The organism is Mucilaginibacter sp. (genome assembly GCF_036383575.1).
Lineage (GTDB): Bacteria > Bacteroidota > Bacteroidia > Sphingobacteriales > Sphingobacteriaceae > Mucilaginibacter.
Map to the genome: position 1 here is coordinate 1 of NZ_DASVOB010000052.1, position 26,493 is coordinate 26,493.

The 26,493-nt window shown below is 46.4% G+C and carries 29 protein-coding genes; 9 read left to right on the forward strand and 20 right to left on the reverse strand.

From position 1 onward, the window contains the following. Positions 1–101: 101 nt before the first annotated feature. From VF500_RS01620 to VF500_RS01655, 8 genes are all read right to left on the reverse strand, one after another. Positions 102–923 carry a hypothetical protein gene (locus tag VF500_RS01620; protein ID WP_330858001.1) on the reverse strand — a complete coding sequence of 274 codons (822 nt, stop codon included), beginning with the start codon at positions 921–923 and terminating at the stop codon, positions 102–104. Positions 924–931: 8 nt separating this feature from the next. Further along, positions 932–1,240: a hypothetical protein gene (locus VF500_RS01625; RefSeq protein ID WP_330858002.1), complete on the reverse strand. Its 309-nt coding sequence runs from the start codon at positions 1,238–1,240 to the stop codon at positions 932–934. A gap of 161 nt (positions 1,241–1,401) precedes the next feature. After that, the gene (locus tag VF500_RS01630) at positions 1,402–1,770 is read right to left on the reverse strand and encodes a hypothetical protein (protein ID WP_330858003.1); all 369 of its coding nucleotides are present in this window, start codon (positions 1,768–1,770) and stop codon (positions 1,402–1,404) included. After that, positions 1,767–2,348 (reverse strand): lipocalin family protein, encoded by a 582-nt coding sequence (locus VF500_RS01635; RefSeq protein ID WP_330858004.1) that lies wholly within the window; start codon positions 2,346–2,348, stop codon positions 1,767–1,769. Before VF500_RS01635 ends, VF500_RS01630 begins: the two co-directional genes overlap by 4 nt. 144 nt (positions 2,349–2,492) lie before the next feature. After that, positions 2,493–3,329 (reverse strand): phytoene/squalene synthase family protein, encoded by an 837-nt coding sequence (locus VF500_RS01640; RefSeq protein WP_330858005.1) that lies wholly within the window; start codon positions 3,327–3,329, stop codon positions 2,493–2,495. Beyond that, complete coding sequence (locus tag VF500_RS01645) at positions 3,326–4,816, reverse strand: phytoene desaturase family protein (protein ID WP_330858006.1); 1,491 nt, start codon at positions 4,814–4,816, stop codon at positions 3,326–3,328. The genes VF500_RS01640 and VF500_RS01645 overlap by 4 nt, the downstream gene beginning before the upstream one ends. Further along, positions 4,817–5,716 carry a MerR family transcriptional regulator gene (locus tag VF500_RS01650; protein ID WP_330858007.1) on the reverse strand — a complete coding sequence of 300 codons (900 nt, stop codon included), beginning with the start codon at positions 5,714–5,716 and terminating at the stop codon, positions 4,817–4,819. Between the two features lie 974 nt (positions 5,717–6,690). Further along, positions 6,691–7,029 carry a helix-turn-helix transcriptional regulator gene (locus VF500_RS01655; RefSeq protein WP_330858008.1) on the reverse strand — a complete coding sequence of 113 codons (339 nt, stop codon included), beginning with the start codon at positions 7,027–7,029 and terminating at the stop codon, positions 6,691–6,693. Positions 7,030–7,244: 215 nt separating this feature from the next. On the opposite strand from VF500_RS01655, the gene VF500_RS01660 reads away from it, so the two are divergent. From VF500_RS01660 to VF500_RS01675, 4 genes are all read left to right on the forward strand, one after another. Beyond that, positions 7,245–8,015 carry a sugar transferase gene (locus tag VF500_RS01660; protein ID WP_330858009.1) on the forward strand — a complete coding sequence of 257 codons (771 nt, stop codon included), beginning with the start codon at positions 7,245–7,247 and terminating at the stop codon, positions 8,013–8,015. Positions 8,016–8,178: 163 nt separating this feature from the next. Then, positions 8,179–8,355, forward strand: coding sequence for a protein-tyrosine phosphatase family protein (locus tag VF500_RS01665; protein WP_121226662.1), 177 nt, complete (start codon positions 8,179–8,181; stop codon positions 8,353–8,355). 425 nt (positions 8,356–8,780) lie between these two features. Beyond that, positions 8,781–9,221, forward strand: a complete 441-nt coding sequence (locus VF500_RS01670) for an Hsp20/alpha crystallin family protein (protein WP_330858010.1) — start codon at positions 8,781–8,783, stop codon at positions 9,219–9,221. A 55-nt stretch (positions 9,222–9,276) separates the two neighbouring features. Next, the gene (locus VF500_RS01675; protein ID WP_330858011.1) at positions 9,277–9,567 is read left to right on the forward strand and encodes a hypothetical protein; all 291 of its coding nucleotides are present in this window, start codon (positions 9,277–9,279) and stop codon (positions 9,565–9,567) included. A gap of 265 nt (positions 9,568–9,832) precedes the next feature. On the opposite strand, the gene VF500_RS01680 is transcribed toward VF500_RS01675, so the two are convergent. Both VF500_RS01680 and VF500_RS01685 read right to left on the reverse strand, forming a co-directional pair. Beyond that, positions 9,833–10,588, reverse strand: coding sequence for a molybdopterin-dependent oxidoreductase (locus VF500_RS01680; RefSeq protein ID WP_330858012.1), 756 nt, complete (start codon positions 10,586–10,588; stop codon positions 9,833–9,835). 1 nt (position 10,589) lies between these two features. Continuing rightward, the gene (locus tag VF500_RS01685; protein ID WP_330858013.1) at positions 10,590–11,321 is read right to left on the reverse strand and encodes a cytochrome b/b6 domain-containing protein; all 732 of its coding nucleotides are present in this window, start codon (positions 11,319–11,321) and stop codon (positions 10,590–10,592) included. 714 nt (positions 11,322–12,035) lie between these two features. Between VF500_RS01685 and VF500_RS01690 the strand changes: the two genes are divergently transcribed. Continuing rightward, a complete protein-coding gene (locus tag VF500_RS01690; RefSeq protein ID WP_330858014.1) occupies positions 12,036–12,266 on the forward strand; it encodes a hypothetical protein in 231 nt (76 codons plus the stop codon). Further along, entirely contained in the window at positions 12,263–12,832 is a 570-nt protein-coding gene (locus VF500_RS01695; protein ID WP_330858015.1) for a GNAT family protein, read from the forward strand. The genes VF500_RS01690 and VF500_RS01695 overlap by 4 nt, the downstream gene beginning before the upstream one ends. A 99-nt stretch (positions 12,833–12,931) precedes the next feature. Here VF500_RS01695 and VF500_RS01700 read toward each other — a convergent pair whose 3' ends face one another. Both VF500_RS01700 and VF500_RS01705 read right to left on the reverse strand, forming a co-directional pair. Next, complete coding sequence (locus VF500_RS01700) at positions 12,932–13,612, reverse strand: hypothetical protein (protein WP_330858016.1); 681 nt, start codon at positions 13,610–13,612, stop codon at positions 12,932–12,934. A 234-nt stretch (positions 13,613–13,846) separates the two neighbouring features. Further along, positions 13,847–18,412: a DUF3320 domain-containing protein gene (locus tag VF500_RS01705; protein WP_330858017.1), complete on the reverse strand. Its 4,566-nt coding sequence runs from the start codon at positions 18,410–18,412 to the stop codon at positions 13,847–13,849. Between the two features lie 333 nt (positions 18,413–18,745). Between VF500_RS01705 and VF500_RS01710 the strand changes: the two genes are divergently transcribed. Genes VF500_RS01710 through VF500_RS01720 form a run of 3 tightly spaced genes read left to right on the forward strand, consistent with a single transcriptional unit; the run spans position 18,746 to position 21,557 of the window. Further along, the gene (locus VF500_RS01710; RefSeq protein ID WP_330858018.1) at positions 18,746–19,603 is read left to right on the forward strand and encodes an NEW3 domain-containing protein; all 858 of its coding nucleotides are present in this window, start codon (positions 18,746–18,748) and stop codon (positions 19,601–19,603) included. A 23-nt stretch (positions 19,604–19,626) separates the two neighbouring features. Next, positions 19,627–20,592: an ABC transporter ATP-binding protein gene (locus VF500_RS01715; RefSeq protein ID WP_330858019.1), complete on the forward strand. Its 966-nt coding sequence runs from the start codon at positions 19,627–19,629 to the stop codon at positions 20,590–20,592. Continuing rightward, positions 20,589–21,557, forward strand: a complete 969-nt coding sequence (locus VF500_RS01720; protein WP_330858020.1) for an ABC transporter permease — start codon at positions 20,589–20,591, stop codon at positions 21,555–21,557. Before VF500_RS01715 ends, VF500_RS01720 begins: the two co-directional genes overlap by 4 nt. Positions 21,558–21,666: 109 nt before the next feature. Here the strand turns inward: VF500_RS01720 and VF500_RS01725 are convergent, their stop codons facing one another. The 8 genes from VF500_RS01725 to VF500_RS01760 form a co-directional block, all read right to left on the reverse strand. Continuing rightward, entirely contained in the window at positions 21,667–22,407 is a 741-nt protein-coding gene (locus tag VF500_RS01725; protein WP_330858021.1) for a DUF72 domain-containing protein, read from the reverse strand. Beyond that, positions 22,407–22,631 (reverse strand): hypothetical protein, encoded by a 225-nt coding sequence (locus VF500_RS01730; protein WP_121226691.1) that lies wholly within the window; start codon positions 22,629–22,631, stop codon positions 22,407–22,409. Before VF500_RS01730 ends, VF500_RS01725 begins: the two co-directional genes overlap by 1 nt. Beyond that, a complete protein-coding gene (locus VF500_RS01735; RefSeq protein ID WP_330858022.1) occupies positions 22,628–23,011 on the reverse strand; it encodes a TraR/DksA family transcriptional regulator in 384 nt (127 codons plus the stop codon). Before VF500_RS01735 ends, VF500_RS01730 begins: the two co-directional genes overlap by 4 nt. Positions 23,012–23,095: 84 nt before the next feature. Beyond that, positions 23,096–23,287: a hypothetical protein gene (locus VF500_RS01740; protein ID WP_330858023.1), complete on the reverse strand. Its 192-nt coding sequence runs from the start codon at positions 23,285–23,287 to the stop codon at positions 23,096–23,098. 6 nt (positions 23,288–23,293) lie between these two features. Further along, the gene (locus tag VF500_RS01745) at positions 23,294–23,764 is read right to left on the reverse strand and encodes a flavodoxin family protein (protein ID WP_330858024.1); all 471 of its coding nucleotides are present in this window, start codon (positions 23,762–23,764) and stop codon (positions 23,294–23,296) included. Between the two features lie 77 nt (positions 23,765–23,841). Beyond that, positions 23,842–24,396 (reverse strand): hypothetical protein, encoded by a 555-nt coding sequence (locus tag VF500_RS01750; RefSeq protein WP_330858025.1) that lies wholly within the window; start codon positions 24,394–24,396, stop codon positions 23,842–23,844. Next, positions 24,393–24,767, reverse strand: coding sequence for a hypothetical protein (locus VF500_RS01755; protein ID WP_330858026.1), 375 nt, complete (start codon positions 24,765–24,767; stop codon positions 24,393–24,395). Before VF500_RS01755 ends, VF500_RS01750 begins: the two co-directional genes overlap by 4 nt. Beyond that, positions 24,764–26,470 (reverse strand): FAD/NAD(P)-binding protein, encoded by a 1,707-nt coding sequence (locus tag VF500_RS01760; protein WP_330858027.1) that lies wholly within the window; start codon positions 26,468–26,470, stop codon positions 24,764–24,766. The genes VF500_RS01755 and VF500_RS01760 overlap by 4 nt, the downstream gene beginning before the upstream one ends. Positions 26,471–26,493 lie beyond the last annotated feature (23 nt).

Here is a 26,493-nt window from a genome sequence, read left to right on the forward strand (position 1 = left end):
AAATCGTTTTTAAAAAAGGTAAAAACGGGAAGCCCCGGCCAGAGGCAACGACACTATTACTGCCGATAATATTTTCGGAAATCCATTTTGCTGTTCAAGGCTCATAAGGGCTCGTTTAATGCGGCAGCTTGGCCGGCCAGAAAAAATATGGGTATATCGACGCTTAGACCGATGCTCAATCGTGATACTCCCCCGTCGTTTACATTAACCTTGTCATTAGAGATCTGTCGCAGTTCCGGTGCATACTGATATCCCACCTTAACAGCAAGCGGGCTGTTCTTGATACCGATTACGCCATGTATACCAGGCGAAAAAATCTGGCCAAGCGTTATTTTATCGGGGATATCCGAACTTGTATTATTGAAACGATAGCTCAAAGCAGCCCCAATGTCGATCATGCTCACAAAAATACTGTAGGAGCACAAGTCTCTTTGAGCAGAGCCGAAGTTAAGTGCAAATCCGACGGGCGATGTCACGCCAAAGGTGCCCGAACTGAATAACTTTACCCCGTTTTGTTTGCTATGCTCTGTACCTGCGTATATACCGGGATACGAAGCCAGGGTAAATGATACTTTTGACTTCCTTACTGCTTGATACGACTGTACCGGTGCAGCATAATTTTCGATGACCGTTTTAATGTCCGCAGCCGTTTTTGCCGCAACAACGTCATTAGCAAAAGCAAGTATATCTTTAAGCGTTTTGATATATGGGGCTCCATTTTGTCCCAGGACATCAGTCGTAAATAGGATCGTTGCATTGGAAGCCTGTCCGAAATTGTCTGATTGTACCCCTTTTGCTATATCTATAGCGTCCGCGGCGCTTTTGATGATGTCAGCGGCGCCGGCATTCGTATGGACATATTGAGGATCTATTACAGTAAAACTGAACTTTAGCAGGTCCAGCATGGCGTCAGAGTTGCTCAAAAAGAAAGCTACAACAGCTTTAGCTTTATCGTCTGCCGGGCCTTGGGATCCATCCCATTATATTGCTTGATCCTCGCATCGATCGTCTGGGCCAGCATGACGAAGTTGTAGATGTTATTTGTCAACTGTATGTTTTTAGGATCAGCAGCCAGGGATACAAAGGTGTCAGATACCTTATTCGCTGTAAATAAAGGAGTATATTTTTCGTATAGTAAAGCAAAAAACAGCCTTACGATTTGAGGATTAAGTTGCGCCAGGTCAGTAACCGGCACCCAGCCAACAGCAGCTTTTGACTTCAATAAATTCTCCGAAAACATATTGAGGACATTCAAAACATACCTGCTGGTTAGATCGTGACCGGTTGTTGAATCATAAGGATATTGCCCGGCCAGGCTATGTAAAACGACTGAATGGGTGACTTCCCTTTTCCGTTTGATTAATCAATTGGTAAAGGCTGCTTCCAGCTATAAAAAACTCCTTACTCCCATTTGGAAGCTGCGCATACTAGTACCGATATATAGGTAATAAAGTTATCAGGCAATTGCGCGAGATCTTTGGCAAAAGCGCCCTTGAATGTTGGCCCTAAACTCGGCAAGTTAAAAAGGTCGTTATCTTTAAAAGCCTCATAGGTGTTAGGTAGCAGGCTTGAAATTGCAGGGTTGCTGGCAAACGCCTTTTTAAGTTTATCCAGGTAAGCGATAGTAAGTTCCTGTTTAATTCTATCTGAAAGAAAATCTGCCAGGGCCTGTACAACTTTGGTTACATCTATACCGCCCGCTATGTCCAAAAAGCCATCGGGCCTGCCTCCTCCAGGCGCTTTGGGATCAATCAGGAAACTTACTTTCAAAAAAAGATTACTGCCGGTCCAGTTGGAGTAATTCGTATAACCAGGGTAGTAATTTTTAACAATAACGGCAACCTGGCCATCGTCAATATCGAAAGGTATCGTTCCCGAACTTGGGCAGGCATGGATTTTCCCCTCGATAACAGCCACATGTATTTCAGGTTATTCCCAGCAATCAATGCATACAGGTACTCCGGGTCTATCGCAATTACGCTGTAACCAGCATAAAACGGTCCGAAAAACGAGACTTTCAGACGGGCCTCAGCGGGGTTGCCCACGAATTTCGCCTTACCTATGCTTTGCTTCCATTTCTTTGAATTCATATCGTATCCTTTATTATCGACACGGATCGTTTGATCATTAATCAACGAGTAGGTAGCAGTTACATGACTAAGGCCTTTTTCAAATTTAAAGTCCATACGTGCGATCTCATACCAGGAACCAAGATACTTTGATCGATCAAATGGTCTAACCGCTTTTGCGCCTTTAGGGATAGTAACGCAGGAACTCAGGTTGAGGGAGAGAACTGACGCTGCAGCTGCAATTCCTATGGTGATATATTTATAAGTATTTTTTATCATAAGCTCTTTGATTAAGAACAGATTTTATGCGAATGCCGGCAGATATGCAAACAGGTAAGAAAGCTCCCCTGCAATCAGCATAATCCATACAGAAGTCTAACAGATCCTGACCTGACTGCATATTTCATTGTCGGTTGCTGGCTTTTATATCCAATTTAATTTGTGTTTTAGCAAAGTGTCGAACATCAGCATGATCTTGTGGCCGTTGGATACCCTGAACCGCTTGGAGAAAACGGTACAGGCACGCGCTAGCCGGATCTTTTCAAAAAGTTTGCGGTAGTATTGATAGGCCAGAAAAACGCCCCGGCGGGACGACCGGGGTAACGCCCTAATTCCCTGAAGCGCTTCTTTGAAGTCGTCTTCAATATCCTTTTCTATCTTTTTCTTATCAGTATCCGTAAAATTAGCCAGGTCAATCTCCGGAAAATAGCTTCTGTTTAGCTGCAGATAATCGGCACCGATGTCCCTTAGAAAATTGATCTTCTGAAATGCGGCGCCGAGACGCATTGCTTTAGGTTTCAGTGCCTCGTACCTTCCCTGATCACCCTCAGTAAAAACATATAAACACATCAGGCCGACGACTTCTGCTGATCCCAGAATGTATTCCTGGTATTTTTGACTGTCGTATTGCTGATCATGCAGGTCCATTTCCATACTATGCAAGAACTGTATGATCAGCTGGTGATCTATCCGGTATTTGCTGACGGTATCCTGGAAGGCGTTCAGGATCGGGTTCAGGCTAATGCCTTGTTTGATCGCGTCAAAACAATCGGTTTTAAACTGCGCCAATAATTCCTTTTTGTTATAGTTATGGAAACTGTCTACGATCTCGTCGGCAAGCCTTACGAAGCCATAAATAGCATAAATCGGCTCATGCAGCTTTTTATCCAGGAAGCTGATTCCCATGGAAAAACTGGTACTGTAACGCCGGGTCGTCAGTTTACTGCATTCAGCGGAAAGGCGGTCAAATTTTTCTTTCATAGGTCAGTTTCCAGATAGTTTCTAAGCTGATCGGCAGCGACATTCCCGGAAATAACAGCGGGCGGCACGCCGGGTCCAGGAACGGTAAGATGGCCGGCAAAGAAAAGATTGCCAAGCTTGTTGTTCCTCACTGAAGGTTTAAGTATCGCTGTCTGCTTCAGGGTATTTGCCAGACCGTAGGCGTTTCCGCCAAACGAGTTATAATCAGAGATAAAGTCATTTACGCAGTAGCTTTGCTGGTAATCAATATGTGTCCTGATGTCCTGCCCGCAATATTTTTCCAGTCGCCCCATGATCTGTTCAAAATAGCGTTGCCGTAATTCGTCCGTATCTTCCAGGTCTGCGGCCAGTGGCATCAGTATAAAAATATTTTCGTGGCCCTCCGGCGCCACAGCCGGATCAGTTTTTGAAGGACAGCATACGTAGAACAAAGGTTTTGAAGGCCATTTCGGTTCTTTATAGATCTCCCGGCCGTGTGCTTCCATCGATTCATCGAAAAAAAGATTGTGGTGCATTAAGCGGCTTATTTCTTTCCTGACACCGATATAAAAAATAAGTGCAGACGGTGCCATGACCCGTTTTTTCCAGTATGCGGGCGTATAATTCCGGTACTGCGCCGGTAAGAGTTGCTGATCGATATGATGATAGTCTGCGGCCCCGATGACCCCGTCCACTGCGTACCGGTTACGGGTCGTGATCACCATACTGATTTTATGTTTATGAAACTCAAATCCGTCAACTGCCTCATTTGTATAAAAACGAACGCCTTCGCGCGCTGCAACTGTTTTCATCGCATCGATCACTTTGCCAAAGCCGCCCTGCGGGTACCAGGTGCCCGTTGCAAGGCCGGCATAATTCATTAGACTGTACAAGGCCGGGGTGTCCGCCGCCATCGCGCCGAGAAACAGTGCCGGGAATTCCATCAGGGCGCGCAGATGCGGATGACGGAAATGCTTTTGCACATGCCTGCTCAGGGAGGTGAATACCTGTAGCCGGAATATCCCTCTTACCAGTTCGGCGTCGGCAAATTCAAGAAGGGAAAGGCCCGGTTTATAAACCAATTTATGCACACCGGTACGATATTTATAGGCGGCCTCCTGAAGAAAATGGTCTAATTGTTCAGCTGCACCTCCTTCCATGTTTTCGAACATGCGCGATATAGCAGCAATTGAGGCCGGCACCTGCAATTGATCTTCTTTTCCAAAGATGATGGCGTACTGTGGATCTAGTCGCGTTAAATGATAAAAATCAGCGGGCTTACTGTCAAAATCTTTGAAAAAGCGTTCAAACACATCCGGCATCCAATACCAGCTTGGTCCCATATCGAACACATAGCCGTTAGCGGTTAGAATCTGCCGTGCACGTCCGCCGATGTCCGTATTTTTTTCAAATAAGCTGACCTGATAACCGGCTTTTGCCAGGTAGGCCGCGGCGCTTAAGCCGGCAAAACCGGCGCCGATGACAGCGATATGTTTGTTACGGCACATTTATCCCTTGTTATTTTCGTTGATGATGCCCTCAAAATCCGGCAGTGTCTCCAGCCAGCAAACCTGTTCAGGAAGCCGTATATCGCTGATCACCCTTTTGTTGCCCGACAGATATATTTTGATACCAGGGAAACTGGCTACCAGTTTATCGATGTAGGCCTGGGCGTCTGCAACAGGCCGCAGTCGGGTCATAAAAAAAAGCAGCTGTTTAGGCTGCGTACCGGCAATAGTTTTACCTAAAGCCTGAAAAGGCACTCTCGGGCCAAGATAAGTTACCTTGTGGCCAGCGGTACGGAGCAGATAGCTGGCCAGCAGGAGCCCCATATCATGATCCTCATCTTCGGGCAAAAACAGCAGCCAGCTACTGCCCGCGACGGCCTGCCCGGTGATACACCTATCGATCTCGGCAAAAAGCTTTTGACGGATAATAGCCGAAAGAAAGTGTTCCTGCGCAGGGCAAAGGGATTCACCAAGCCACATCAGACCGACACGCACGAGCATCGGGTAGATGACAGACTTATAAGTTTCCAAAACTCCATTGTGCTTAAATGATTCGGCAATCAGATCATTTACAGCGGATTCATCGAATATCAAAGCGCTATCAATGATCCGGGAAATAAAGTAAGCATGTTTTTGTTCCGGTGGTATTGTGTCTTTAATTTCCTCACGGAGCAAGACTTGCATTTCTTCACTGCTTAGCCTGCAGGCTTTGGATATTTTGTAACCCGTATGGTAAAGGCCGGTAATGCCCAGCAATTTTTTTAGCTGGTCATCGTCATAGTAACGCACATTTCCGGAAGTTCTCGACGGCGTAAGTGCTGCATACCTGCGCTCCCAGATGCGGATGTTATGTACAGAAACACCGGACAACTGCTCAAGATCGGAAATGGAATAAGTCATTTTGTCTAAATTTTAACAAAACAAACTTAGACAAATATTCAATAATCAGGAAATTTATTGCGTAAATATCGCATTAGTCGGTTCGCCCTGCTCCGGAGACTTTGGACGGGCCAAACAGCATGCTGTACCGCTTTGGATAGTTGCTCTTCAGAAATCTTATTATTTGTGTTCTAAGATCGGGCAACACTTTCCTCAGCCTGCGGGCGAGGATATCGAACAGCGGTAAAATGCCCTAAATCAAAATGGCTATTTTCAACCATTCCGGAGACAAAAAAACGCCTTCCGGGGCCGCTGCGAGCAATGATTCCGGCTATTATTCCTGCCCGCAGGTTTGCCTTCAATCGCACGAAATTGATTGGAGCCGTTCGATTTCTTGGCTGCTTCTACTTTTGCCGCGGCAGTACCTTCCTTTTCGCTTTGTAATTTAACTCGTCTGGATGCTTCGAAACGGAATTATTTTCGACTTTTCCACCCTTTTTTTCCGGCTATTCCGGTTTCAGGACGCCCTTGCCCGAATAAAAAAATGAATACAAGTTACCTTAACAAGGATTTAAATTTCGTTTTGTCCCAAAGTCGTCTTTCAGATCGTTAATTTTTCTTACAAAGGGCAATCTATCAGATTTGCTGTTCCAGTAAGAAACTCCTGAAATCCAGATCAATCCAGGAAATCAGCAACAAGGAACAATATGGGCACAAGTAAATCAAACCTGTAGTTGATTCCGGATAGGAAATTGTCAGCGTTAGCACGGCGTTATAATGATAGATGGATACGCTGTAGTTAATATCGAAGCAGTAATAATTCACCCTCACACTTTTCATATCACGATGTTAGTATATTGCTTCATTACCAACATAATGCCAAAGCGCCGGGGTTCCTATGCTGACGATGAATTATAAAAATATTTTAAAGTTCGAACGTTTGATGTCAGCAATTATCAAATTATAAAGAGATAGATTTTCATTGAGATCTGCCATTAGACGCTCCCCTTTGATTTCCGTAGTTCCTCGAACAATTCAATCACTTTTTTTTGCAGGTCGATTATTTCGGATTCCCTGCCGAGCAATTTCTTATTGAACACTTCCAAATCGGTTGCAGACGGTTCCTGAGAACTTTCATGCAAAGAAACCAGTTTTACTGCCGACATCCCGAATATAAATGCAATCTGTTCCAGCCTTGAAACATTGATGTCAGTCATCCCTGTTTCGATCTTTGAAAATGCTGGGATTGAAATACCAAGGCGTTGGGCCACGTCCCCCTGGTTCCAGTTATTTTGCCGGCGTAGTGTACGAATATTGTGCCCAAGTGTCTTCATTATCAAGCAATTTCCTTTTGGTTAAATTATTTTTAAATATACTTAAACAAATTATCAATAACTGAATAAACCGCTATTTGGGCTGTATTCAATTTAAACAGACAATAAAAACACTAATTATTTCTAAATTAAATTAACCTTAAATATAATTTGGTTTAAAGATTGCTGTCAATTATAGAGCTCATCAAAAATTTCTGTATTGAAAAAGGTTAAATATGGTGTTAAAAATATACTTTAATTCACGGCTTGCGAAAAGCCATATTCAGGATAGTCCGGCAAAAAGGTTCCAGGTTATTAAGATGTTCCTGGGAACGCCCGAAGACAAAGCACATCCGACAGCATCCGGTGGAGGTCCATCCCGCTTGAAACTTGCCTATTTAAGGCCGGCTTATCAACCAAACGGGGCTGCCCTTCTGCTAAAAAGGTCTTTTGATATTGTTTTTTCATTGACCATCATCATCTTTGGTGCACCTGTTTTCCTCGCCTTGTTTTTGATTACGTGGTTTTCGTCGCCGGGCCCGGTTTTCTATACCCAGGAGCGTGTTGGCCGCCATCAGCGCACATTCAAGATTTATAAGTTTCGAAGCATGCGGGTAAACGCAGAACAGGGCATCCCCCAGTTATCAAGTGCCAATGATCCAAGAGTTACCCGTTGGGGCAGGATTATACGCCGTACCCGCCTGGACGAACTTCCGCAATTCTGGAATGTGATTAAAGGAGATATGTCAATTGTAGGGCCGCGCCCGGAACGTGCCTATTTTATTCAACAGATTTTAAATAACCGTCCCGACTATCACAAGCTTCATTCGGTCAGACCCGGAATCACCTCTTACGGCCAGGTAAAATTTGGCTATGCTGAAGACGTAGAGCAAATGTGTACACGTATGGAATATGATTTAGATTATTTACATCGCATGTCATTTTACACTGATGTCAGGCTGATTCTAAAAACCGTGAAGGTAATGGTCATGTGCAAAGGCAAATAAAACGGCTCCGATCGAAAAACAGATTCGCATAGCGGGAAAATTTACAGTTTGATTTCCGATTGACCCTTCGGGGGCGTTACCGCATGCCACACGTGGTCGCCGTTTATCAGCTACGCCCTGATGAAAAGCGGGCAAATGGTTATAAACTGTTGGAGTCAGAGAAATTACGGAAGGCGGAACAGTATATATTCATTGCCGCCAGGGATCGGGCCGGGGACCGACAATGGCCATTGCATACCTGATTAGTACCGGTTTGACCTACGAGGATGCTTTTTCCCTGGTTAAAAAGGTCCGTACATTTATTAATCTATGTCCCGGACAGCTAGTCCGGTTGAAATAACTGGAGTTATATTTTAATGGGCAGCTACTATCGGTCAGCCTGGAAAAGAAACAGAGCTGAGCTCCATCCCAAATACTATGGCCTACTGTACCAGACTGATGCCGCCCGTATGCTCAACAGGCCACCCACATGAACCCTTACCGCACCAGGTATCTTTAATTAAAACAAATGCTTTATTAAGTACGGTTCTTCACCGAACTGTCGCCGTTTCAAGGGCCGCGTTACTGAAACAGGGAATATTCCCGTCGAAAAGCACCACCGCAGCGAAATTTTGACATTGGGATGCTGTAAATTTTTCATCAAAACTGAAATTTTTGCAGCATCGAACGCGGTTTTCGTAATTGGCATACGGCTTGATCTCCCATGACCAGTTTAATTAACATTATAAGTTTCAAATCATTAATTTATTAAGGAGGAAAAGACCTATGACATTGGTTAAATTCAATCCCGCTAAAAACAGTAGTTCATTAATGCCAGGCTTTAATGACGTATTTGATTCCTTTTTCAATGACACTTTCTTTAACGACCGCCTGACCAGTCGTGTTCCTGCGGCCAACATCAGTGAAACCGAAGACCATTATCATGTGGAACTGGCTGCACCCGGCCTGAAAAAGGAAGACTTCAAACTGAACCTTGACCGCAACGTGCTTAATGTTTCGGTAGAGCAGCAAAGCGAAAACAACGGCAATCAGAAGAACTATAGCAAACGCGAATACAGCTACAGTTCATGGGTTCGTTCATTCACTCTTCCGGAAAGTGCAAACGCGGAAAGCATCGAAGCGGCCTACACCGACGGCGTGCTGAAGATCGATATCGCAAAACGCGAGGAAGCAAAAATAGTGCGCCGCCAGATTGAGATTAAATAACCCTGCTGACTGCAAAAAACCACACGGCCCCAAAGCGGGGCCGTTATTATTCATCATGGAATCACCGTTTTATTTATTAATGAGCCTGAAAACGCCCCGGAGCTATGAGCCCTTCGGCGAGTTCAACCTGGGATATGACCGGGAATCAGCCTATGCTTTATTCGATAGCCTCGATGGTAACCCAACGATCGATGACCGGTGTCCTTTCCATATCGACCTGATCGAAACCGTTGACACCCTTCCGGAAAAGATCCGCAGTAAATGCTGCAAGCTGGAAGAGCTGGGGACCAACATGAAGCTGATTGCATTGGAAACATTCAGGCAAAAAAACTTACAGGAGGAATAATGATCACTAAGACGCTGTTAACCCTGCTGCTGATAGCTGCGGCACTTATCTTGTTTCGCCGGAATGACGATGACTGGGCCTGGTGACAACAAGGCTCTGCCGCCATGCGCCAAGCGTTCACGGCCCCGAAAATAACCAGGGGTACAACGGTCCGCCCCTTTTGTGCTGGCTTATCGTTCGTTTTTGCCCGGGAAGATACCCCTGTATAAAATAAAAAGTATTCAGCAAACTGTGAATATGAAAAGTTGGGCTTTAAAGATTTAACTCAAATTCCGGTGTACCATGACCAGCCTGCGGAGATATCGGAAGCTGCGTCTACAAATTGATCAGTTACTACAATTCGGCGTAAAAATTTTACGTTTTTATAGCCTAACTGAGTTTCTACCCTTAGGCGTAGGGGAGCGCCGTTACGGGCGGGAAGGCTTTCACCGTTCATCGTGTGTGCCAGGATAGTTTGCGGATGAAAGGCGTCGAGCATATCGATGCTTTCCCCATACTTGTCAAAACCGTAGAGGCAAACGAATCGCGCATCAGGGAAAATGCCGGCATCTTTCAAAACAGTGCTTAGCGGTACCCCTGTCCACTCGGCAATGGCGCTCCAGCCCTCTTCACAGGTGTGCCGGGTAATCTGCGTTCGCCCGCCGAGTTTTTTTAATTCTTCTAAGCTATATTTACGAGGTTTGGCCACCCGGCCTTCAATGGCAAGGGTATATCCTTCAAAATTTTTGCGCAGCAAATACTCATACTCCTTACTGTATGCGTCGTTACTGGCAGGGTCGGCAGGATCGCCGATATCGGTCACCGGGAAACTGGTTATCTCGCTTTTCTGATATTCAGGCGCCAATGCCCGCTGAGAGAGCAGGCTGCGTTGCGCCATATAAGTAAGGCCGTCACCCATGCGCAGGATATTGCCATAGGTGGGCGGAGCTTTTTTCAACCAGCCGTAAAGCAAAAATGCCCCTGCCGAGGTAAGTCCGGCGATGATGGCCTGTCGCCGGGTCATTAATCGTTTTTTCCTCATATCAGTTACCCCAAATAATTGCCTTAATGTTGCGATTGAAGCCCGACCTGATCACCATGAGCACATGGACGATCAAAAATAATAACAGCAGAACTGCTGAAAAAAAATGGATGGTACGGGCCGATTGATGTCCGAAAAACATTTTCAACAGGAAAGGGTAAGACGCGGTAATAGCGGGCGACATCGTAAAGCCGGTTAAAACAACCACCGGGAATAAAAAGAAGATCACCAACAGATAGGTTAGCTTCTGCAGTAAAGCGTAGTCGCCGGTATCATGTGTTTGCTTCCGAAAATGACCGACAAGATCAAGCCAAATCAACTTTAAACTAAATTCGCCGCGTCGGGGAATAAGGTTGTAACGGAAATGTCCGCTTAAAGCACCTATCACGAGGTAAATACTACCGGTAATCACCAGGAACCAGGCTCCCAGGAAGTGAGTGCTACGGCCCCAGCCGTTTTGGTTAAAAATAGCGTAAGTACGGACAGCTGTTTTCTGTCCGTGGTTTAGATTTTTAAATGCAATGGGTTTATCCCAGCCGTTATGGTGATAGTTGCGGCTGATCGGAAGCTCAAATAACGCCGGCGTAAGGTCATTTCCCGCTTTGCCCCAGTAAAGTCTTGGATGCGACATTAATATAACGAAACCGCTTATAGTGAGTGCTAAGAAGCTTAACGTAATGATAAAATGGGTGCCCCTCACCCACCGTTTGTGTGAAACAACTCCTTTTTTCATACTTTAAGATTGGGACATTTTAAGATGCAAAAGCAATTTTAAGAACCTAAAGATAAAGTAATTATAAATAAATAAAAAGTGTTCTGGTTACTTCGTGCGCGGCTGAGTTCCATGGGGTTGCACACCAGAAATTGCAGGATTAATATAGTTATAGCAATGGGCACGGTTCTCCTGTTAAATGGAGTGCCGAGACCTGGGATATGGCCGCGCTGCGTTTCAACTTAGTCTTCTTGACGATGACCTGCAAATTCATGTTACCCTTAGACAATGCGATGATAAAGGTGCCAAATCCTTAAGGTGTAAGACCTTCCGGGTAAATGCACAAAAAACACCAATTTGATTCCAGCAATTTAAAGACTCATCGGTGACAGCGATCCGGATATCGCTTGCCTAAAGATGGTTATTTAATCTCAGGAAATTGAACCGGTATCTGATATGACCTTACCGAATCATTAATGACTTTATTATTCCGATTTCTCTTTTCGATTGCGGCATAGTAAGAAACCTGGGAGGCATGAAAAGCTTTAACAACTGCCGTATCAACGTAGTCCGCGGTGAACTTATGTGCCGGCACAAGATCCCGTTGCGGCCAAAATAGAAAATTTGCCCTTTTCAACCGAAAACTCCGATCATATTGATTGAAACAGGTAAAAACGTTCAAGGATTAAAAGGTTGGAAGAGCAAAGAAAATCTTTTAATTTTCGGGCCGCCATTATGGGACAATTGTTACGCCTTCATTTTGAAAATAAAGATCACTCTTTCAGGATCTTGAATAAAGAGCCGGTCACCCGCGAAACAACAGAGATCGACCTGTTGTTAGACGGTGCGGAGTATAAAATCATAAAAAGCGGACAAAGCTGGCAACCGAAAGATCCGGCCGGTGAGATACCTGCCGGATTGATTCCTGCGCTTGTGAATGCCATTATCCTGCGTTTCCGTATATGACATTTACAGAAAGTAAAACCTACCGTATCGATCCCCTGGGTGCGGGGGATATCCTGCAGTATGAAAAACTGACGACGGAGATCTACCAATTACTGACCGACGAGCATACCTTGCAGTTCCTGCCGGAGAAGAAATTACATTCAGTAGATGCAGCCAGAAACTGGCTGAATGCGGCTTTGCTTAACTTTTATTCCGGCCGTAACCAGGTTCACCTGATCAGGTCTGCAGCCGGCGGTACGCTTGTGGGAGTAATTGACCTCATACCGCCGGCGGTCGCCAGGGAATACTATTGCTTAGCTGATTACCCATTCTTTATCGAATTTTATTTAAAAAGCAGCGAGAGCGGGAAAGCACTGATGTCCCGCTTATTACCAAAAATCCTTTCCCATTTGGTGCAGGATGGGATCACTGAGCTGGCAGCCGTGGTCAACCGGCAAAACATCGCGGCCGGGAAAGTACTCAAACGCGCCGGGTTTCGGCACTCAGGTCATTTTGACCAAGTACAGGATATTTATCTTTACTCGGTTTTTTGCAACAAGAATTACGTGCAGGCCCTACCTTCATAATCTCCGTACCGGGCAAACCTGGTAACGGCAGATCACAGGACCGCCCGGAATAATTGCGATGTCTGAGCGCGTTCGCTACGTAAAAAGAGATGCCGGAGCTTACCTACTATCCGACCAGTTTTCAGGTAATATGAAAACTCCCTTGCCATTTATATCGGTTGAATTTTTAAAGAAAGATAATAATGCAGTATCGACAGGCGGGTCGTTTCCAATTTGATAAAGATTTTGGGTAATCTGAAAGCGGCCGCCCTTCACCTCAAATACCGATGCCGGTATTATGTTTTCCTGTTTGGCGTCGTACCATACAGACCTGTCAACTACAAATATACGGCTGGTGTAAGGGTCAATGACAAAGATGCCGGCCCCGCTGAAAAGATAATTTCGGCTAAATGAGGAATCCCGTATAAAAGACTTACGCGAAATATCAAAAGCATATAAATAGGCTCTAATCCCCTTTCCCAGGTCTTCAAAGGTTGTAAAAAATACCAGATTATTGCTTATTAGAACTTTGTGTCTTACCAAAGCACTGGGTTTTACTTCATATATTCCATTATAAATATTTGCTGAAGAGACATTAAAGCCATCGGGAATAAGAAACGTTAACGTATCCAATGACATAAATCGTTTATTTTCAACAGTAAAAAACTTTATTGTTGAATCGGGATTAACCCGTTGCCTGCGTTGAGTTTTCGGGGCATGCTGCGCAGCCGGATTACTGTTACAAGACAATAAACTAAAGATACATATTGTAAAAACGATGATTACAATTTCTTTAATCATTTCATTTCAATTAATAACTTTCAAACCTGGCGCTACAGTTGTCAATGTACGATTTTCCCTTGAGCAGCACCTGATCATTTCGCGACTTTATTAAGGTGCCCGGACACTTCAAAGCGACCTTTAAATCGACTTCGCTTATAAAAACCGGGGCAAATTGCCGTCAAATACCTTTGTAACAGTCCTGAAATTATATGATGCACTCCCAATAATTGCATCAGCTGAATAGCCGTGCTGTTAACTTGCCAGCTTCAGGTTAACTCCTTCGAATGTGATGACGCCCGCCTGGATGGTTTTACCGACAGCTGTCGACAGTTGCTGCCGCATTTCGTCCGTCACGCGTGAAAACCCAAGTAGTTTAGCCACCAATGGTATGGCTTCCTCTTCGGTGATAGAGATCGCGCTGCCAATAACCTGTACAACGGCCCCGGCTATTTCTTCCGGGGCTACCAGGCTTAATTTACGGTAAGCTGCAGGCAGTTTGCTGCGGTCGCGTACCCGGGCCTTTTCCATCTCCGGAGCCCAGATAAAGTCATCTTTGACGACCACCAGTTTTTCGCTTTGCGCCTGGTTCAATGCCTGCGTCAGCGTATAGCGGATACGCGAGCCCACTTTGGCTATGCCCGCCGCGTCGGCGATACGTTTGGCCACTTCATCGAAATGTACCGGGCTCTCTACCTTAACTACCTCCGCTATCCAGCCGCTTATTTCAGCAAACGTATATAGCTGAAACTCGGGCCGGATATGTTCGATATGTATTTCAGCAAAGCGGTATTCCGGCGTGACAGGATTGTCCGGCTGTAATTCATCACGACTCAGCTCCGTTTGCCAGGCTTCATTTTCCTCGTCTGTTGTTTCAGTGGTAAGTTTGGCTTGTTCGACGGCCGCCAGCAGGCGGGCCAGTTCCCGCGCGGGGTTACGGTACCAGTCGGCGCTCCACACCTGGTAGAGGTTCCAGCCGAAAAGTTCCAGTATCTGCGAACGCAACCGGTCGCGGTCAGTGGCGGAAGCTGCGCTGTCGTAGGTCTTGCCGTCGCAAATTAAACCGAGGATATAGCGGCCCGGATTTTCGGGGTCCACGATCGCCATATCCAAATAAAATCCCGGTGAGCCAACTTTATTACGGACGATATGCCCCGCTTTGGTCAATTGCGCTGCCACTTCTTCTTCAAAAGGCCTTATGTCATCCGGAATAAGCTCTTCCGGTTTATCAAACTTTGCATACTGGGCAAAGTATAAAAAGCTTTTCAGTGCACGGATACCCAAACGGGCGGAATCATTCACTTTAATATCTTCCGAAGTAATATTGGTAAACACCTCGCAGCGCATTTTGGCGCGGGTGATCAATACATTTAAACGGCGCTCCCCTCCTTCGTTATTCAGGGGGCCGAAATTCATCGGTACTTTACCGTCCTCGGTTCGTCCATAACCGATACTGATCAGGATCACGTCGCGCTCATCACCCTGCACATTCTCCAGGTTCTTGATAAAAAAAGGTTCATCGGGCCGGCCTGTAAAAAAGCTTTCTGTCGCAGGGCTGGCTTTACGTTCGACTTCCAGCGCAGCCTGGATCGCCTGCGCCTGGGCGGTACTGAAAGCGACCACCCCCAAACTCTGAGCCGGGAATTTTGCGGCATGACCGATCACTGCTTTGGCAACTGCTGCAGCTTCTGCCGGATTACTCCGGGTTTTACCGCGGTCATAAATTGCATCAGGCAAATGATGGAAGCGCAGGCCCAGGTTTTGCTTAGCACCAGGGCTGGGGAAGATCACCAGCTTATCCTCGTAAAACTCATGGTTAGATAAAGTGATCAGCGATTCGTGCCTGCTGCGGTAATGCCATTTCAGCATCCGCGTAGGCGCACCCTGCCCGTCGCACATACCCAGAATGCTTTGCATATCAGCAGTTACGTTCTCTTCATCCTCCATGTCTGTATTCAGCTTATCAAAAAAGCTCGTTGGCGGCAGTTGCCGGGTGTCGCCCACCACCACCAGTTGTTTGCCGCGGGCGATGGCCCCAATGGCATCTACCGGCCGGACCTGGCTGGCCTCATCAAAGATCACCAGGTCAAAATCGATCGCGCCCGGCGGCAGGTAATTGGCAATGGACATCGGGCCCATCATCCAAACCGGCTTAATGGCCTGCATGGCCTTACCCGCCTCTTCCACCAGTTTACGGATCGGCATATGGCGCGCCTTTTTGTTGAACTCCGTTTTAAGGACATTGACCTGCCCGCCGGCATTCCCTTTAGGCAAGCCTTCCCAATGTTTAAGGGCGACCATCGCCCGGTTATAATATAAGTTTACCTGGTCCAGCTTTTTAAACTTGCCGATCACCTCTTCGTGGCTGCTGCGTTCAAATTTGGATAACTCGGGACTGCGTATAAAAGCTTCGGTGATCAGGTATTCGTACCATGTCTTTTGCAGACTGATCTTTAACAGGTCTTTTGCTTCGTCCCAGTTGACCGCCGCATCGGCGAGGAACTTAAACCCTTCTTTTTCCGACTGCGCGGCCAGCTGGTTCCAGTCCACGGCTAGCTGCAGCTCATCAAAATGGGCGATCCAGTTCTTCCAGGTATTTTCCTGGTCCGTAAAGTTTACCGGGAAAAATTTGATCTGCAAAGCCTGCAACGCCTGTTCGCGCCCCTCCCGCAGCATTTTCAATTCATTCTGTAATGCTTTCAGGTAACCGGCCGCTTCCGACACCGGGTTCAGCTTAACTAGGTAAGCCAGCAAAACCGGATCCCGGATGCCGGCCAAAAAGTCGGCTGCAGCCTGCAGCGACCGCCAGTCGGAGCGTTGTTTCAGCCAGCGCGGTCCGAATAAGGACTGTGCAAACAGGTCATATTGTTGTAATACACCTTCCAGACGCCTGGCTTCCGAGATCGCATCTACCAGCTTCAGTTTTTCAGCGGCAGATTCGGGCAAAGCTATTTTAAGCAGCGACGCCAAAACCTGTTTGCTCCTGCGGTAGCCGCTATGCAGGCTTTTATGCCAGCTCTCTCCATAAGTAACGATATTTCTCCTGATCTCCAGGATGTCCTGCGACCAGGCTTCGGCTACAAAGGTATCTTTATGGCTGCGGTATAAGTTTTCCAATGCTTCACCCGTGGCCAGCATTTCCTTAATATCTTCTGCTTTGGTTTGCCAGACCGGATCGGAGACATTCAATCCTTTAAGGTCAGGGGCATCTGCCGATTTGGAGAGCAGCGCTTCCAGCGCCGGCACTTCGTTTTCATTATTCGGTATGGCAAAACCGGTAGCTTTACAGATACTATCCAGCAAGGCCAATAATTCCGTGGTTACCCTTAAGGCGGATTCCAGCCTTTGAAATATTTCAGGTTTCGCATGCGGCAATACCAGCATCAGCTTAGTTCCGTAAAAAACAAGCCCGGCAGGTTTGCCAGCGTCTTTCAGGCGTGCCTGGATCCGGTCAGCCCATTCTTCGGCAAGCCTGACCGTTTCCTGGTTCCAGTGGCTGATATTTTCAATGGGTAATTTCGGCAGGTGGCGGCCTTTCGCCTGCTGATCTATCTGCAGCAAAAAGCCGATAACCTGCTGCGCCGTAAGCCCGCTGCCGGCAAGCGGGTTGTTCACCGCCCGGCAATAATCATTCAGTTCCTCCCGGTAGATCTCCAGCATCCGGATTTCCAGTTCGAGTCTGGCTGTTTGGGGCCTGCCCAGTTCGATGACGCGTTTGAGTTCAGCCAGAACATCACGCTTGTTGGTTTTATGGCTGTGTAGTTCCAGACAGGCTATGCCCAGGTCAATATTATCCAGCCGCCGCTTCACCACCTCCAGCGCAGCCATTTTTTCAGCCACGAATAAAACCTTTTTACCCTGACCGACGGCATTGGCAATAATATTGGTAATGGTTTGCGATTTTCCGGTACCCGGCGGACCCTGGATCACCAGGTTGCCCCCTTCCTGTACAGCCAGCATAGCCAGCAACTGGGAGCTGTCGGCATCAACTACCCGGAACAGGTCATTTGCTTTAGTATCCGCATCCAGATTACTTTCTTCTTCCGGAACATCTTCATGAAATCCCGTTCCCAGCAGGGCTGATACATTGAGATGATCTTCGGGCTTAGCGGATCCAGGCCATTGTTCGGTATCGAGGTCATTATAGATCAGGAATTTGCCGAAAGAGAAAAAGCCCAGTTCGACAGCGTCGGCATCGATGCCCCAGCCAGCTTCCTTGGTAATGTGGGCCTGCACATCCTTGATGTAATTATTAAGATCAAACTCCTCCGCTTCCGGCATGTCGGGGATAGTGAGATTGAAATCGCTTTTCATTTTGGCTTGCAGGGACAAGTTAGCACCGATCTCGCTGCCGGTATACCGCAGACGGAAACGTTCCTGTGCACTGGAGCGTTCCAGGCTCACCGGCACCAGGATCAAAGGGGCCGAACGCAGCGTTTCGGTATCTCCGGTCTCATACCAGCGCAGCATGCCTAAAGCGAGATAGAGCAGGTTGACGCCCTGTTCTTCGATACTTGTTCGCGCAAAATAATACGTATTTAACAGGCGGCTTTGCAGCTTTTGCTCATCTTCATCCGTTTGCAGGCGGGTGTCGTGATACCTGGCTTCCCCCTCAGGAAAAAGCTGCCCCTCCCTCAGTGCCAGAAAAGTCATTGCCTTTTGCTGACGGACGAGGATATCATAAATAGCAGCTGCTTTTTCATCAACGATATGAACACCTTTGCCCTTGGTTAGCTTGTAATTCAATAACGGATTGCGAAGTCCCAGGTCGAGCAATTCCTTACGAGAAGCCGCTAAACGCGACTGTATAGTTTCCTGCATACGTCAAAGCTAATAATTTACGGCCAAACCGGGAATCACCCGTATAGCAAATCAGATTTATGTTACCTGTTGAACAGGTCGTGATCAACAAAACTAAAGTAGGAAGGCTCTCAACGCGCCATCCTCTTGCCTCATCTCCGCCGCTAAGCCCGCAAATACCTGTGATCCGCCTGTCCGGTGCAGTATCCGTGTCCAATTTGTTAAAAAATGTTAAAGCTCTTTGAAATTTTTTAGCAGCTTTTTTTCTTTGAATCAACAATTTTTAAACATTAAAACAACCATAGCAAAGGCATTTTTTGAAAGCTATCATTAACCAATTTTAGTTATTAGATCATGTTATCCAAATCTATTATTCCCCCTTCCGGCGTAAAACGCAGTATTACATTCTTTCTGTTATTTCTTGTATCAGGCTTCCTTTGCGAGGCGCAACAACAGCCTGTTGCCTGGCCCGCCGGAAAATCCGGTTTCGTCGCCAAACTGATGAACATCGAGGCCGCGACAAGCGAAACTTTCCGTTACAGCACGACCCTGCATAACGGTTCCGGCGGTGCACGCGTATATGAACTCAAGGCGGACCTCCCGGCCGGCTGGACAATTTCTTACAAGGTAGACGGCATTCAGGTCAGTTCGATCAATATGGACGCTGGCAAAACACAGGACATTGTTATTGAAATAAATTCTCCCGCCGCTGCCGAGCCAAAAAAATACCCGATCCCCGTTAACGCGATAGCAGGTACAGAGACTTTGATATTGAACCTGGAAGCCGTCGTTAAAGGCTCCTATAGCATGGCGCTGAGCACGCCAACAGGAAGATTGAGCGATGAGGTAACCTCCGGCAGTAAAAAAGAATTACTGCTCACTGTAAGCAACACCGGCACCTTACCATTGAACGACCTGCAGGTATCCTCGCAGCTGCCTTCAGGCTGGGAAGCTACCTTCGAACCTTCCAACGTCAAACAACTGTCTGCGGGAAAAACAGCCGATATAAAAGCAACCGTGAAAGTACCGGATAAAACTATCGCAGGAGATTATGCTGCCAGCTTTACTGCTTCGAACACCAATGCGAACTCCCAGATCGCTTTCCGGCTGCTGGTTAAAACATCCCTGCTTTCCGGCTGGATAGGTGTTGCGGTCATCCTGCTGGCCGTAGGCATCGTTTACTACCTCATTCGCAAATATGGCAGAAGATAAAAAAGTCAATCCGTTTTTCAGCAATGAACGATCCTATTATTCAATTAACGGGCTTAAACAAGCATTATGGCCCTATTAAAGCGGTTGATGCTCTAGATCTTACTATCCAGCGGGGCGAAATCTTTGGCTTGCTGGGGCCTAACGGAGCAGGCAAAACCACCACCATATTGATGATGCTCGGGCTGACCGATCCCACCAGCGGCACGGCTATAGTTTGTGGCTATAATGCGACCAGCAGCCCGATGCGGGTAAAACGGAAAGTGGGCTACATGCCTGACAGCGTCGGTTTTTATGATAACATGACGGCCCTGGAAAACCTCATATATATCGGCAGGCTGAATGGCCTGCCTGAAAACGAGCTTAAAAATCGGTGTGCAGAAGTGCTGGAAATCGTGGGATTGACGGCAGACCGGCATAAGAAGACCGTAGCTTTCTCACGGGGTATGAAACAGCGGCTGGGTCTGGCCGATGTTTTGATCAAAGATCCTGAGGTCATCATTTTGGATGAACCGACCCTCGGTATCGATCCGACGGGCGTAAGGGATTTTTTGGAGCTGATCAAACATTTAAGCCGTCAACGAGGTCTGACAGTCCTGCTATCGTCGCATCATTTACATCACGTCCAGCAGGTTTGCGACTGTGTCGGGATATTTGTAAAAGGCAAACTCATCGCGCAGGGCAATATCGGTTCACTTTCCAGTCAGTTATTTGATGCTGATGGCCATGTCACTTCCATTAAACTCGAACAACCGATCCCGGAGCCCTGGACTTTGGAAGCGGAACTCCGGGCCCTGGATGCCATTAACAAGATCAGTATCTGTGGTAATGAACTTGAACTTACCAGCGATCGTGATATGACTGCTGTACTCGTTCGCTTCCTGGTTGAAAAAGGTTACGACGTGACCGGCGTTCACCAAAAAAATTACGGCCTCGACGACATCTATCAGCAATACTTTGAATCCAACAATACAAGAAAATACACGCTATGAAAAGTCACACACCTGAAAAAGCGCCTTTCAGCGTCATGGTTCACAAGGAAATAGCGGATCATATACGTAGCTGGCGCTTCGGCATATTACTGGCGCTGATTTTGCTAACGTTTATAGCCTCCATGTACGTGTCACTGCAAAACATTAAAGCCGCAATAGCAAACGTAAAAGATCCGGATCACCTGTTTTTATATCTCAAGCTATTAACGACTACGGACAATTCTATCCCGCCATTCCATGTGTTTTTGAGTTTCCTCGCTCCTTTACTGGGCATCAGTTTGGGTTTTGACACGGTCAATTCAGAATTGAACAGCGGCACCCTTACCCGGCTGATGGCACAGCCCATCTTCCGTGACAATTTACTGCTGGCTAAATTTGTCAGCGCATTGATGATCGTCAGCTTTTTATTCACAGCGTTGGTTTTACTGATGATTGGCGGCGGCTTGTTGCTGACCGGGGTGGCCATCGAGCCGTCCGAAGTGCTTCGTATAGCCGGTTTTGTTTTGATCACCATCTTTTACGTAGCCTTTTGGCTCAGTCTGTCGATCGTGCTGTCCATCCTGTTTAAACAGGCGGCAACCTCTGCACTTGCGGCGATCGGGATCTGGCTCTTCTTTTCTATATTTTACCAGATCGTGATCAATCTCGCAGTCAAATCCGTTTTACCCGACGCGGCAAATATGAGCCAGGCGGAAGCTATCAGTTATAATGACTTGATATTAAATCTACTGCGTGTAGCACCGAGTCAGCTTTATTCAGACGCCGTGACTACGCTGCTGATGCCTTCAGTACGCAGTCTCGGCCCGGTCACTATGGAGCAGATGGCCGGCGCCATACCTACACCGCTGCCGGTTAAAGAAAGTGTCATGATCGTATGGCCGCAGGTCAGCGGCCTGATCGCATTAACAGTAAGTTGTTTTGCAATGGCTTATTTCCTTTTTATGCGCCGCGAAATACGGAGTTGAATGTGTTATTGAAAGATAGTGGCGTGGAAGGGAATGATAATAATATTTTGATCAGTAAGTTTCAATTGTTCCCTATCCTTATCCGGCGAGGAAGTTGTTATAGATGGGATCAGGCATCTTGTTCAACCAGGAAGCGCTTTAATAAATGAAGATTTTCCAAGGCTGCACCAGCAGTATTATTAAAATAGGCATAAACGCATTTACCCTTTTCCAGCCACTCGTTGATATAAGACGCATATTCAGAAAGGAAACTGTCGCTATAGCTTCCCTTATAATTGCCGGAGGGGCCATGGAAACGAAGGTAAACCAATTCATTAGCGGTTATATCCATCGGCGTGGCAGACTTAGGCATATCCTGTAATACTATTGCTGTCTGATGCCGGCTTAGCAATTCAAAAACATCATCCTTATACCAAGACGAATGGCGGAATTCGACAGCAACAGGCCATGTATCAGCACTTAGCATATCCAATAATATCTCTAATTGTGGCAAGGCGTTTACCTGCAGGCTTGGTGGCAATTGAACCAATAAGCATCCTTGTTGCGTTTCGGGCAACCGGATCGCTTCCATAAAGGAACTGACATCCTGCGGATTGAAAAACAGTTTTTTTTCATGGGTGATCCCTTTCCAGAGTTTGAAGGTAAAACGAAAATCGGCACTTACTTCGGTCGCCCATCGCGCAATCGTTTTGGACTGCGGGATCCTGTAAAACGAGCTGTTAATTTCAACACTGTTTTCCTGCAAGGAATAATATCCCAGCCTGGATAGCTCGCTATATTCCGGCGGGAAATCGCGTTTGGGCAGGTCTATCTGTAAACCGCTGGTGCCACCAAAGAATTTTCCTTCCATCAGTCGAGAACAATATACCAGTGATGGTCATCATCCAATGTATAGATTAATCCATCACTCATTTCATAAACATCACGGCCATATTTTTGGCTGAAGTAGATTTTTTCATCACGGATCACCGTGCCGTTATTTTCCACCCGCAAAAAGAAAAGCAGTGCACCTAAGTTAGGTGCAACATCTTTGAGGTGCCTGGCCTCCCCTTCCTTTACAAATGCCGAGCTCATGCCTGTTTAAGTTTTGCTTCCATGCTTTGGGTGGTATGTGGAACTGCCATTAAGCGTTCTTTCGGGATCAGTTTACCAGTAGAACGGCATATTCCGTAAGTCTTGTTTTCGATACGGGTCAGCGCGGCCTCTAGCTGACCGATGAACTTTTTCTGTCGTCCTGCCAACTGGTTGGTTTGTTCCTTCTCGTAAGTTGCCGAACCATCTTCCAGCGTTTTTCCGGCTATTGCTGCATCATCACCGTTAGAGCCGGAAGCGCTGAGCGTTCCAACCAGGTCCTGCAATTCTTCACGTGCGACATTGATCTTATCTTTAATCAAGGTTTTGAACTCATTTAATTCTGTGTCGTTGTATTTCGTTTTACTATTTTCTGGTTGCATGATTGGGTTAACAATGATTTATGTAAATAGTTGGGTATAATTAAAAAGAGGCTTATTTGTTTGTTCGTCCTTTCTGACCAAAGGTTATTCACCATCCTCTTTGTCGCTTTCAGCTTCCGCTTTTTTGTCCTCTTCCAGCAGGTTGGTACCGATCGGATTAGCGGCAAGCAGTTTGGCAAACCAGGCCAGGTTGGCGGTCATATAGCGGAGCGTTTTGTTGGTGTATAAATAACGTTTCCCGCCGCCATCAACGTAATCTTTTTCGCCGCCGGCCATCCCGACCTAATAAGCATTCACATTGGGGGGAATAGTAAAGCCAACTTCCTGCAGCGCCCAAAGCACCTGAGCGGCGCAGCTATGCGCTCCATCCTCATTACCTGTGATCAAACAGCCACCCACTTTATTATAGGGCATATACTGACCATTTTCTTTGCTGCTCAGTTCTTCGTCGCGAAAGATCGCGTCCAGCCTTTCTATCACTTTTTGCGATGTAGAAGCGAGGTTTCCCATCCATATCGGCGTGGCTATAATAAAGATCTGGCAGGCTTTGATCTTTTCAAGGATAAGCGGCCATTGATCGCCCTCTCCCTCATCCGAAGAATTGCCGGTTAAAACCTGGTAATCATTCAGGCGGATGATCTCAGTTTCGAAACCCTGTCCCTCCAATTGCTCTGCTGCCTTCTCTGCCAGCGCACCCGCATTGGAGACCGCAGGGCTCCGTTTAAGTGTACAATTGATGATTAATGCTTTCATAGATATATTTTGCTTTGATGATTGATGTTTTACATTTTTAATATTTTAACATTAGCCGATGGTTATGCAAGGCTATTCTAATCTTTCTCATTATTCAGGAACCGAAACGCATCATCTATTATTCTTAAAGTGCCCCAGTACAGATCCTGGTCGCCGTTTTTCATGGATGTCAACAACTGTTGTTTTTTCCGCATGTATTTTCCGGCATGTTGGAGATCGTGCTTTAAAACCCAGGTGATATTATAGATCAGATCGCCATATTTAACGGTTTGTGCAGCAGAACTTATCGTGGTCAATCTTGCGGCCTCCTTTGCCTTCCGTGCTTTTTTCTTCAAATCGGGATAGTCTTTTTTTGTGAATACATCGGTCAGCTCTACAGTGCAATTGAGGATAAAATCTGCTTCCTGTTTTGTATAACCGAAAACGGTTAGTGCCGAATGGAGTTCAATTTTGGTCGTTTCAGTTTCCTCAAAAAGATCATGACAAAGACCGATCTCGTAGCCTAAGGGGATGACGGTGCCTAATTCAGCAACCTCCATCAGGTGGTTGATGTAGGGTTCGGTTGTATGCCTGATCAGCTGACCTTCATGTTGTTGTTTTATCCAGTTAAGTAGTTTATCGGTGCGGTTCATTTGAGCTTATCCAGTTTGAAATAACCTAAATGAATCTTTTCATCCGGAATGCGGGTTCCGTTGCCGAAGACAATGCGGTATTGCGCTTTCGGGGCAGGTGATAGCAGGTCTTCAATGTAGTGGACACTATCCATATCAATACCGTATTTCTTATCGATGTGGGCGGAAGCTATACCCTTCAGGGACTTGGCTTTAAAGAACAGGCTTTTCTTTGCTAACTGGATGGCAGCCAAACGGCTGTTTCGTACAGTGAGCACCGTATAGTGCTGTTCTTCCAGCTCCCCGCGGATGCAACCACCCAGGTTCAGGAAGAAGAGTTTATTGCCTGAAGCGGGGGCTTCGGCACCTAACAATAACAAGTATAACTTCATGCCATTAATCTTTTAATAATGATACCAGAGGCCTCCTCGCTGAAATCGAGACCGGAATAATCAGGGTTGTAGCCACCGATATAAGGCACAGCCATCATATAGATCCGTTCATTATACGCACCGTAGGCATCAACCACCTGAAAATAATCATTGATGGTGATGCCGGAAACTTTCAGGTAGTAATCGCCATGGTCATCTTTTGAAACCGGCTTACCGGCATTCATGGCTTTAAGTCCCTCATCCGCCGAACTAAATTTGAGCTTAGCAGGTGTAACGGTGCGCCCTTCGATCAGGTTTTTAAACGGAAGATCTTCAAAGGCTAAATGTGGTTGGCCCACACAATCCACATAAGTTTGATAATGTACACTTTGTTCGTTTTTATCCTCGTCTGTATAATGGTAGATAGCACCACCATTTTCATGTGGTTCTATACTGCTTTCATCACCAACCGGGATCAGTTCCAGCACGCCTGCCCGGTGCAGCGCTAATAACTCCTCGCTGGAACTTTGCGGGATGAAGGCGATCACAATAGAGATCAACGGCGTAAGGGATTGCTGCAAACGCTGCATATCTTCTGCAGAAAGGTGTTTGGCAGGGTAGTTTAACGAAAAGCTCAATACACCGAGCATTTCTTTCCAGTAAACAGATTTTTCACGTTTGATGGATTGCTCAGCTTCGGCATATTCTGCCTTTAATAATTGAAACGGTTCAACTTCCTCGCGCAAAGCCATCATAGCGTCCACAAATTCTTCCAGGCGCATGTCTTTGATCTTTTCGTAAAATTCCGGTTCTTTTGCCTGTATCGGCAATTTAAAGTCCCGGTTAAAAATATAATCCAGGGACAAAAAGCCGTTGTTAGCTTTAATATGGGCTTTGATCTCGTCTTTACTCAGGAAGCTATCATTAGATAAGTGCGAATCTTCCAAATGGAAACGTACTGCGGGCAGCATGCCGTTCCGGGTATGCATTACCAGTTTAAAATCAGGGTGATCGGAGAAAGGTTTATAAAACAACTTGCCGCCTTTATCTTTATCAAAAGTCCCGTTATGACGGGCCAGCGTCCGGATAGCGTCAACCGCGGTGAGGGATGAGCCTTTGATGGCAACCGGGTGGTTAAGCTTCAGGGCCAGCTTGGCGGGCGGATATGGTGAATCAAAATAATTAGAGACCTTGCCCTCATACGTTTTCGGCCAGTTATGTCCTGTACAAATAATCACCCGGTCAAATTCGGTTTGCTCTCCGTCTCCTGTCTCAACGATGACCAGGCCTTTTTCGGGCTGATCAAGAATATCGGTTACAGTCGTGTTATATCGTATAGCATAAGTAATACCGGTTTCCCTGGCTTGTTTTTGCAGCAGGTCAAATTGTGCGGTAAGGTACTGGCCGAACAATAAACGCGGCAGCACTTTGTATTCATTGAAACGGGCGGCGTCCATATGGTATTTATCCAGCGTATCTTTAGAAACGGATTTAACCCAGTTATCCAGAGAAGTAACTAAGGGCGGAATCTCATTACCCGAAACGTTGGTAATATGCTCATCATTGGCGCCTTCGGCGCTGTAGGGCATGCCCGATCCTAATTTATTTTTACGCTCGAAAATGGTAATACTCAGATCTGTGTTTCCTGTATTTACCAGTCGCTTGAACATGAACAGGCCGCTTGGGCCCCCGCCCAGTATGGCGATGCGCTTTTTATTTTCCAATTTAGCAGGTTTATGGGAATAGA